Raw genomic sequence first — 10002 nt, 5'->3', positions numbered from 1 at the left:
GTGACGAAGCTGAGGTTGCGGTTCCGATCTTCGGGGCGGATAGGCGGATTGTGGCCGGGATGTCCGTCGCGGGCCCGGTTGATTCGATGAATTTGGACGCGGTCCGGATGGAGGCCAGTAAGTCTGCCCAAAAAGCCTCCTGCTATCTTTCGCAGCCGACCGCACTGGGACTCTCGCAACGCTGCGATTCGCCGTACGACGGAGCGATGCTTGAAACCTGTGGGCAACTGGGAGGGGGCGTACCGTCTCAGAGGGCTAGTTCCGGTGCAGCTGCGATGCTTGCGAGGGGTAACTGATCGTTGGCGGGGAGGGTACGTCCTTCGAAGGTGATCGCGAAGGCGACGACGAAGTGGTCAAGACCTAGCCGGTCGACCTCTGCGGGCCGGCGACCTCCCGGCACTTCAGCGGCAGTCGTCTCAGCAACATCCTTGATACATTGTCCACTTCGGATTGCCGCCCTTCAGTGACCGGGCCCGGAGAGCCACATCCAGGCAATCTGAGCTCGCCGGACCTGATACTTGGGGCTGGTTTTGTTGGCGATGGCCGCGACCGCAGTGCTCATGGCAGTGCAACCGAAGAAGAAACAGCGCCATCGTGGGACAGCAACAACGGCGACGATGGAGGCGACAGCGATCAGGAGAACTGGATGCCGCCGTCGATCATCACTGACTGACCGGTCATGTAGTCGGAGTCCGGTGAGGCCAGGCAGGACACGAAGCGGCCGACTCCGGATAGCGGGTGCACAGCAGGCCGTAGCAGGAATGGTGTTTACGGCGTGGTTGGTTAGCAGGTTTCCGCGGCGGGCCAGCGGTCGCTGAAGGCGATGGCGAACGCGTTGATCACGGGTTTCAAGCGCATCGTCCATCGGGTGCGGCCTGCCCCGGTGGGATCCAGGCGGGCCTGGCCACCATCGCCGCCACCGCGGCATGCTCCGGGGAGGACTGCCGCCCGGCCCCCTCCTCATGCCTAAATGGACTCACAGCATCCGATGTCATCAGTCACAGCGCCCATCCCGCCGGATCTCAGCCCGGCGCGTCAGGCCGAAAACACCACTCGCGAGACAGCCTCAGGCAGGTGTGGACGTGACACACCTTGATTCAAAATTCGAATCATCTTCACCTATATGAGCGTAGCGAACGTCTCTCTGCACGACTTCGCCAGAACGGCGGGCCGACAAGCCACTGTGGACACGGCCACCGCGTCATGAGCCCGGCGGTTCGGACGGAACCCCGTAGGAGCACGGGTGAAACTCCGCCTCGAAAATCGGCTCCAGCACCAGTTTCACAGAGGCTTGGGCTACCTGGTCGCGGATAGTGGCGATTCCGAGGTAGCGGGCTTTGCCGTTCGCTTTGGGAATCGCCCGTTGTCGCGCCGGTGGAGGCCGGAAGCTACGGTCTTTCAACGAAGTCCGCAGTTCCAGGAACTTCTCCACCCCACACTCGGACTCGATGTTGTGGGCGGTCTCGCCGTCCACTCCTGCCGTGCGTGCGCCTTTGTTGCCCCAGTACTCGATCCCACGGCACCAGAAGAAACGCAGGACCGCAGGCGAGGCGCAGCAGCGAGTTCTCATGTCGCAGTACGAGCAGCTCGGCATCATTGGCCGCGTCGCGGCACAAAAGCAGAGCTGGGACGGACTGCCGCTTCCGGGGCACCTTGTTAGCAGCGGCACGATCACAGTGGTTGCCTAGTACTACGGCAGTAGTTCGTGATGTTCATGGTTCGTGGCTTTGTTGTTGCTGGTAGTGGGCTTGTTGGGTGCGGTGTTGGTGTCGCCGTCGCCAGTGTGAGCGCTGCAGGATGTGCTGGGCGGAGCGCAGGGGTGTGAGTACGAGTTCGGCTAATAAGTGCCGGATTTCGTTGAGTGTCAACGGGATCAATCCATCGGGGGCTGGTGTGGCTCGCGCTGTCGCGGCGGCGATGGCTAAAAACAGGTGGGCGAGCAGCACGAGGGTCGTCCACCGGTGCCAGGAGGTCCAGGTGCGGACCTGGTGCTCATCCAGTCCGGTTTGGCCTTTGGAGGTCTGGAAGTCTTGCTCGATCGTCCAGCGTCGGCCGGCAACGCGCACGAGCGTGGCCAGCGGAACGTAGTGGGGTGCGTAGCAGCGGTAGAAGGCCGGCTCCCCGGTGCGTCGGTGGCGGCGGATCAGCAACCAGTGGTGCCCGTCCTGGTCGGGGGTGTGGATGTCGATCCAGGCCCAGTCGTAGTAGCGGTGCCCTTCGGTGCCCTCACCGGCCGAGAGGCGTTGCCACGCCCGTTTGGGCAGGCTCGCGGCTATCGCGTCGGCTCGCATCGTGCCCGTCGCGGTGGTGATCGGCGCGTCGCAGGACACGGCAAGCACGTAGCCCAACTCACGGGTTTCCAGCTCGTTGCGCAGTCCCGGATCGGCACCGTAGACCTCGTCACCGGCTACCCACCCCACCTAGGCCCCGCCGTCCAATGCGCGGCCGATCATCCGCGTAGCCAACGCGGGTTTGGTGGCGAAAGCGGTGTCGTCGGGCACTCCGGCGGCTGCGCAGCGGGCGGGGTCATCGGTCCAGTTCCGGGGGAGGTACAGCGCGCGGTCGATCAGTGTGTGTCCAGCCGTGGTGGCATAGGTCAGAAACACTCCTACTTGAGCGTTTTCGATACGGCCTGCCGTGCCGGTGTATTGGCGTTGCACACCAACCGTTTTCGTGCCTTTCTTGATGTCCCCTGTCTCATCGACCACCAGCATCGCCTCGCTTGTTCCCAACTGCTGCACCGTGATCTGCCGGATGTCATCGCGCACCGCGTCGGCATCCCACACCGCTCTGGAAAGCAAGCGCTGCATCTTGTCCGGTGTGGCATCCCCGGCGTACTCGGAGATCGTCCAGCAGTTCATGCGGGGAAGACCGGCCAGAAGACCCACCACGAACGCGTGCGCGGTCCGACGTGGCTCAACACGAGGGAATCGGCGAGCGATCCGGGCCATCACGGACTCGAACATCCCTGCCAACCGACAGGGTCTACGCTGGCGGCAGCGTCCACCGCCTGAGCTTTGGTTGTCCTCACAAACACCATGATCAACGGTGGCCGCACCTGTTCCGCGCCACCCCGACCAGCAAGATCACGAAGTACTACTGGAGTACTAAACCTGCCCGCTGCTCCGTGGCCAGCACGAAGTCACCTTGTCAACGTCGGCCGAATGTGGGCTCTTGCACGGTTTCCGGTGCGCGACGAGGCGCTGGTGCGCCGTGAGGCGCACCAGAAACACTCAGAAGATCCACCGTGTAAGCGGGGGTTCCGGAACGCAATTCCTCCGGGTGGTCGTATCTCTCGACCTCGTACCGCCTACCATGGGCATGGTAATCGAAGTTGCCACGCAGTTGATCGCGGTAGGCTTCGATGACTTGCAAGGCGTCCTGATAGTGTTGACCGGAGATGGAAGCTGCGGCCAGTTGGCCCGGCAACTCGTGCAACGCCTTACTCACCCGTTGCACGCAAGCGGTGGCCATCAGATTTACCTGTTCGACTGCTTCGGACAACGACAACCCGTTTTCGTGCTGGATGACCAGCACAGTGTTGTGTCGGTGTCCGGCGGCTAGCTCACGGTCCAGCGAGTAGATGTCGTTCACGAGCACCTTGTGATCCAGCAGCGCCTCGCGTAGGGCCCGGAACCCAGGGTGGCGGCGCACGCTCGTCGGGAGGTTGACCCCCGCGACCGACTCGCACCAGTCCGCGTCCCAGTGTGCGCCGAACGCGTGACGGCGCTGCTGTTGGAACTCCCACAGCGCGGGCCTGCGGTCGACCACGCGATCGACCGTGTCGACGTAGTAGGACCAAAGCCACGCGGACATCTGTTGCTGGATCGATTTCAGCCACTCGCTGGAACGCCCTTCCTGCGAGCGCTCCCAGAGATCTGCACACGCGCGTCCGAGCGTGGATGTTGGAGGTCCGAGCTCCGGCCTCATCGAGTTCAGCAGGGCGACTACTGCCTCCTTGCATCGCACCGGGTCGCTTCCGATTCCCCCACCGTTGTCGAACTGGTCGTCCACCGCGAAGGCCCATGCCAGCCGCTGACTCGCGAGTGTGAGGGCGGTTGCGTCCGCGCGAGGGAAGAACAGCGCGGCGAGCATCGCGGGATTGGTGCGGCGCATGTGGTCACGTGCGGCCTGCGTCGGACACAACTCGAAGTCGTCGATCCAGCACCACATGGCCGCCTCGGCATCTGGCAGCGTAAGGCTGGGTCCGCATTCCGGGAATGGCATCTCGAACTCGGGAATCTCGGTCATGTCATACACCGCCTTCTTGAACTCAACAGCCGCACACTGATAGGGCTGTGCCTCCATACTCGATAGAAGGTCACGTGCAGCGTGCTGGCCCCAGCAGTCGTTAGTACGCGGCGGCCGCCGTGGTCACGACCGGGCCAGTGTCGTACTTCGTCGCCGGGGGCGTCGGTCTTCTGTCTGAGATGGTTCATTGCCTGCGAGTTACCTTCGTCATCGTCTGCAGCACCTTCCTGGCAACTTCGGAGTCCGATCTGTCCGAGCAAAGAATCGCTAGCAAGCAGAACACTGAACGTGCTCGTTCCGAAGAGCGGAATCAACCTTGTCAGAAAGTGACAGCGCTGGGGTTTCCGGCTCACTCAGCTGGTTCCGGGACTGGGCCAAGGCAGGATAACTTTGAGACTAGTCGATGAGCGCGGTAAATGGCCGAGGCGGTTGCGTGCGTGTGGGGTAGCCAGAGAAACGGAGGAATCGAGTCCGGGGCCGTGCGAAGTGTCTGGCGCATGGTTTGAGGATGAGCACGAGGAAAGCCCATGACCAGTGCGTGTTCCGCGCAGTGAAACACGAGGTTCGAGGCCATGCTGGCATTGACCGGATTCCTTGACGCCGACGACGAACCGGCCCGGTGGCGGCAAGCGACTACTCCGCCTCGTCCATGAACTTCTTGCGCGGCCTCGATCAGGACCACGACGCCGCGATCGCCGGCCTGTCTCTGCCTTACAGCAACGGCCCCGTCGAAGGCGTCAACACTAAGATCATTCTGTGTCGTACTGGCGGAGTCAGTTGTAGTACGTCGGCCGACTGATACCGAAGTAACGGCAGGTCATGGCCACGTTTCCGGAGACTTCCTCGACATGACGCAGGACCGCCCGACGCCGAAGCGCCTGACGGTCCAACTGGGACTCACTCACCAGCAACTCTTGATGATCAGGAAGCCCCGATGTCAAGCATCTCCGTCAGTTTTGTATGCCCTGGCTGGTTTCGCCTGTTGAAACTCTCTCTTGTGAAAGAGCCACCTGCCGCACAGTCTGGCTTGGTCACATTCGTTGAGCAAAAACGCGGTATCCGTGACAAGTATCTAGACCTGCCTCGAGTGGATGGTTCTCACTCAGTCCGGGGGCAGGTCGGCGATTCCGCTTACCCATGTACGTCCGGGCTAACCTCCGCGACCGCTAACAATGACCAGAGGTACAAGCGTACGTTTCGACTACTGATGTGGCACGCCCCACTCTGCTTCGAGATTTTCGGTGTCGCCGCGAGACGGCGGCCACATCCTAACCAGCTCTGCGAAATGAGGACGCCGTGACTCTTGAGACGACGTATCTCTCATCAAGAACAATCATCCCAGGTCAGAGGGAATCTTCCCTCTCGCAAGACACGGCACACCGATCGGCCAGCGAGGTCCTCGGGTGGAGCCGGACCACCATCGAACCGGTGCTGTGTGCCGCGGTGCGTCGGCTGCCGGACTCCATGCTGCACCTGGCCGGTTACCACCTCGGGTGGTGGGACGCGATTGGCGAGCCGTGCCAGGCACCGGCCGGCAAGGGCATCCGGCCCGCGCTGACGCTGCTGTCTGCCCAGGCGGTCGGCGGCGCACCGGAGGTCGCGGTCGGCGCGGCCGTCGCAGTGGAATTGGTGCACAACTTCTCGCTGGTGCATGACGACGTGATGGACGCCGACGAGATGCGCCGGCACCGGCCGACCACCTGGTCCGTCTTCGGCGTCAACCGGGCGATCCTGGCCGGTGACGTAATCCTGGCCGCAGCGTTCCAGGCACTGGCCGCCACGGGGTCTCCCGCCTGCACCGCGACCGCGGTAGACGTGCTCGCCCAGTGCGTGACCGAGCTATGTGAGGGGCAGAGCGCCGACCTGTCCTTCGAGGAACGCAACGACGTCGACACCGGCGAGTACTTGACCATGGTCCGGGGCAAGACGAGCGCGCTGCTGGGCGCCTCGTGCGAGCTGGGCGCGCTGCTCGCCGGTGGGGACGATCAGCAGCGGAAGGCGTTGCGAGACTTCGGCGAGCACCTAGGCCTGACGTTCCAGCTCATCGATGACCTGCTTGGAATCTGGGTCGACACGGCGGTCACCGGCAAACCGGCCGGCGCGGACCTGGTGCGGCGGAAGCAGTCGTACCCCGTGGTGAACGCACTGCGCGCGGGCGGCCCGGCCGCTACCGAACTAGCCGAACGCTACGCCCAGCCCGAGGACTTCACGCCAGAGCAGATCACCGAGATGACGCTGCTGCTGGAACGGGCCGGCAGTCACGAGGCGACCCAGCGTCACGCCCAGGAGCAGCTCGCCGATGCCCTCGCGGCGCTGGAGGCCGTCCACCTCGACGAGCAGGCCAAATCGGAACTGCTCGTACTCGCCGAACTTGTCACCCGTCGCAACAGCTGAGGAGAAGGTCGTGCATCCACTCGTCCGGCACATCAGGGCAACGCCCACCGATCGGGCCCCGAGCGGTGAGGTCCTCGTCGCAAGCAGCTACCGTCTCGCCGACCGGCTGCCCTCGGACTGCGCGGCCGCACCGCTGCTGGTCGGTGAGCTGCGCCGGCACGGCATCAGCACCGTGCCGACCCATGTGGACGTTGGCGTCGGCGAGCAGATCGCGTCGGCTCCGCGTAGTGGCGACCTTGACCTGCTCGCCATTAGCGACGACCAGCGAACCCTTACCATAGTGGACAGTCTGCTCGGCATTTGGCTGTCGGTGGCCGCGCCCCGCACGGTGCTGCTGGCCAGCCCACGCTCGTTCTGCGCCGGCGTGGAGCGCGCGATCAGCATCGTCGAACGTGCACTAGAGCAGGCAGCGGGCAATCCGGTCTACGTCCGCAAGGAAATCGTGCACAACAAGCACGTCGTGCGGGACTTGGAGAAGTGCGGCGCGGTGTTCGTGGACGAGCTCCACGAGGTGCCGGACGGCGTGACGGTCGTCTTCTCCGCACACGGCGTGTCGCCCGCAGTCCGCGACGAGGCCGACCGGCGGGGACTACGGGTCATCGACGGGACTTGCCCGCTGGTGTCCAAGGTTCACTCCGAGGCACGCCGGTATGCCGATCGCGGTGACACCGTTGTCCTGATCGGACACCGTGGCCACGAAGAGGTGGAGGGCACCTTCGGCGAGGCGCCAGAACAGACCGTGATTGTCGAAACCGTGTCCGATGTGGACAAACTGAACATTGGCGACCCGTCACGGGTTTCCTACCTGACCCAGACTACGCTCGCGGTGGATGAGACCGCCGACGTGGTGGAGGCGTTGCGCGCCAAGTTCCCCGCGCTACGCGGCGCGGCCTCCGACGACATCTGCTACGCGACTACGAACCGGCAGAATTCGCTGCGCGCGGTTGCGGACCAGGCCGACCTGGTGCTGGTGGTCGGTTCCGCCAACTCCTCGAACTCGGTTCGTCTGGCGGAACTGGCCGAGCGTGGCGGCACCCCAGCGCACCGGATCGACGATGTCACTGACATCCGGCCGGAGTGGCTGGCTGGGGCCAGCATGATCGGACTGACCGCGGGCGCATCTGCGCCACCGAACCTGATCGACGAGATCGTGCGCGCACTGGGCGGGTTGGGCCCGCTGGATGTGCAGCAGATCGAGACGACGACCGAAACCATCCAATTCGGACTTCCCAGCGCCGTTCGCTCGGTGTCCTGACCCTTCGGGAGTGACCGTGACCACCGTCAGCGACTTCATCGCGTCAGTTCCGGTGCCACGGCAGCGCACTGCGCTGCTGGAAACCGTCGCCGGGCCCGCCGACCTGCGTCGGCTGGACCATGCCGACCTGGCCGAACTGTCCGCCGAGATCCGCGAGTTCTTGGTGACCTCGGTGTCCGCGGTCGGTGGTCACCTCGGGCCGAACCTGGGCATCGTGGAGCTCACCCTGGCCCTGCACCGGGTGTTCCACTCGCCGCAGGACCGCATCCTGTTCGACATCGGGCACCAGGCATACGTGCACAAACTCGTCACCGGCCGCGCCACCGGGTTCGCCTCGCTGCGGCAGTACGGCGGCCTGTCGGGCTACCCGTCGCGGGCCGAGAGCGAGCACGACGTGATCGAGAACTCGCACGCGTCGACCGTGCTGGCCTACGCCGACGGCATGGCCAAGGCGTTCGCGATCAACGGCGAGTCCGACCGCCACGTGGTCGCGGTCATCGGCGATGGAGCGCTGACCGGCGGCATGTGCTGGGAGGCGCTGAACAACATCGGCGACACCCGCAACCCCATCGTCATCGTGCTCAACGACAACGAACGATCCTACAGCGCCACGGTCGGCTCGGTCGCCGCGCACCTGCGGGAGCTGCGGGAAAACCCGCGGGCCAAGCCGCTGTTCGAGGATCTGGGACTGACCTACCTCGGCCCGGTCGACGGTCACGACACCGAGGCGCTGGAGGCGGCGCTGTCCGCGGCCCGCGCCACCGGTCGGCCGACGATCGTGCACTGCGTGACCGTCAAGGGCAAGGGCTACCCGCCCGCCGAGCAGGACGAGGCGGACCGGATGCACGCTTGTGGTCTGATCAACCCCGCCACCGGCAAACCGGTCAGCGCCGGAAAGCCCTCCTGGACCTCGGTCTTCGAGCGGGAGATCGCAGCGATCGGTGAGCGGCGGCAGGACGTGGTCGCGATCTCGGCCGCGATGCCGTTGCCCGTCGGGCTCGGCACCTTCGCCGAGCGGTTCCCGGACCGGTTCTTCGACGTCGGCATGGCCGAGCAGCACGCCGTCACCTCGGCGGCCGGGCTGGCCATGGGCGGCACGCACCCCGTGGTCGCCATCTACGCCACGTTCCTGAACCGGGCGTTCGACCAGGTTCTGCTGGACGTCGCCCTGCATCGTTTGCCCGTGACATTCGTACTCGACCGTGCCGGCATCACCGGGCCGGACGGTCCGAGCCATCACGGCATGTGGGACTTGTCGATGCTGGCCATGGTGCCCGGTTTGCGGGTCGCCTGCCCCCGTGACGCGGCCAGGCTGCGGCGGCTGCTCCAGGAGGCGGTCGACACCGAGGACGGACCGACGGCGATCCGCTTCCCGAAGGCGTCCATCGGCGAGGACATCCCCGCGGTCTGCCGGGTCGGTGACGTCGAGGTGCTGCTGCCGGGCGGCAACGATGTGCTGCTGGTGGCCGTCGGTGCCACCGCACCGACCTGCTTGGCGGTTGCGGAAGCGCTGACCTGGCGCGGAATCGGCGTCACCGTCGTCGACCCGGGATGGGTGCTGCCGATCGACTCGGGCCTGCTCGACCTCGCCCGCGACCACCGCACGGTCTACGTCGTCGAGGACGGCCTGCGCAGCGGTGGCGTCGGCGACGCGGTCGCCCGCGCCTGCGGCGACGCCGGTGTCAGCGCGCCCGTCCGTTCGTTCGGAATCCCCGGGCGCTTCCTGCGCCACGGCACCCCGCAACAGCTCGCCCGCGACTGCGGGCTCGACGCCGAGGGCATCACCGACAGCATCCTCCGCGACGAAGGACTGTGATGAGCGTTCAGCTTGGCATGCCCGCGACCCCACCCCCGGTACTGAGCGAACGCCGCAAGACCCGCCAACTCCAGATCGGCTCCGTCGGCATCGGCAGTGACCACCCCGTAGCCGTCCAATCCATGACCACCACTCTCACCGCGGACGTCAACGCCACGTTGCAGCAGATCGCCGAGCTGACCGCCGCGGGCTGCGACATCGTCCGGGTGGCCTGCCCCAGCGCGGACGACGCGGAGGCGCTGCCCGCCATCGCGAAGAAGTCGCAGATCCCGGTCATCGCCGACAT

7 protein-coding genes and 1 pseudogene are annotated in these 10002 nt (G+C 65.3%); 5 read left to right on the top strand and 3 right to left on the bottom strand.

Translation table 11 applies throughout. The features are described 5' to 3' along the window. Positions 1–436: 436 nt before the first annotated feature. Positions 437–673 (top strand): hypothetical protein, encoded by a 237-nt coding sequence (locus E1288_RS47720; RefSeq protein ID WP_165968623.1) that lies wholly within the window; start codon positions 437–439, stop codon positions 671–673. A gap of 528 nt (positions 674–1201) precedes the next feature. Here the strand turns inward: E1288_RS47720 and E1288_RS45080 are convergent. The 3 genes and pseudogenes from E1288_RS45080 to E1288_RS45065 form a co-directional block, all read right to left on the bottom strand. Next, positions 1202–1474 (bottom strand): RNA-dependent RNA polymerase family protein, encoded by a 273-nt coding sequence (locus E1288_RS45080; RefSeq protein ID WP_207954922.1) that lies wholly within the window; start codon positions 1472–1474, stop codon positions 1202–1204. A gap of 238 nt (positions 1475–1712) precedes the next feature. Beyond that, positions 1713–2951: pseudogene (locus E1288_RS45070) on the bottom strand (IS701 family transposase). A gap of 199 nt (positions 2952–3150) precedes the next feature. Next, positions 3151–4251, bottom strand: coding sequence for a terpene synthase family protein (locus E1288_RS45065; RefSeq protein ID WP_132495329.1), 1101 nt, complete (start codon positions 4249–4251; stop codon positions 3151–3153). Positions 4252–5679: 1428 nt separating this feature from the next. Between E1288_RS45065 and E1288_RS45055 the strand changes: the two genes are divergently transcribed. The 4 genes from E1288_RS45055 to E1288_RS45040 form a co-directional block, all read left to right on the top strand. After that, positions 5680–6645, top strand: a complete 966-nt coding sequence (locus E1288_RS45055) for a polyprenyl synthetase family protein (RefSeq protein WP_235884264.1) — start codon at positions 5680–5682, stop codon at positions 6643–6645. A 172-nt stretch (positions 6646–6817) separates the two neighbouring features. Beyond that, the gene (gene ispH, locus E1288_RS45050) at positions 6818–7900 is read left to right on the top strand and encodes a 4-hydroxy-3-methylbut-2-enyl diphosphate reductase (RefSeq protein WP_328592574.1); all 1083 of its coding nucleotides are present in this window, start codon (positions 6818–6820) and stop codon (positions 7898–7900) included. A gap of 16 nt (positions 7901–7916) precedes the next feature. Next, on the top strand, positions 7917–9716 hold the full coding sequence (locus E1288_RS45045) for a 1-deoxy-D-xylulose-5-phosphate synthase (protein ID WP_235884263.1): 1800 nt from the start codon (positions 7917–7919) through the stop codon (positions 9714–9716). Next, a partial coding sequence (locus tag E1288_RS45040) for a flavodoxin-dependent (E)-4-hydroxy-3-methylbut-2-enyl-diphosphate synthase (protein WP_165968624.1) occupies positions 9716–10002 on the top strand: 287 nt, incomplete at its 3' end. The genes E1288_RS45045 and E1288_RS45040, both read left to right, overlap by 1 nt.

It is taken from the genome of Saccharopolyspora elongata, assembly GCF_004348985.1.
Lineage (GTDB): Bacteria > Actinomycetota > Actinomycetes > Mycobacteriales > Pseudonocardiaceae > Saccharopolyspora > Saccharopolyspora elongata.
This window is presented reverse-complemented; position numbering and strand designations above follow the sequence as displayed.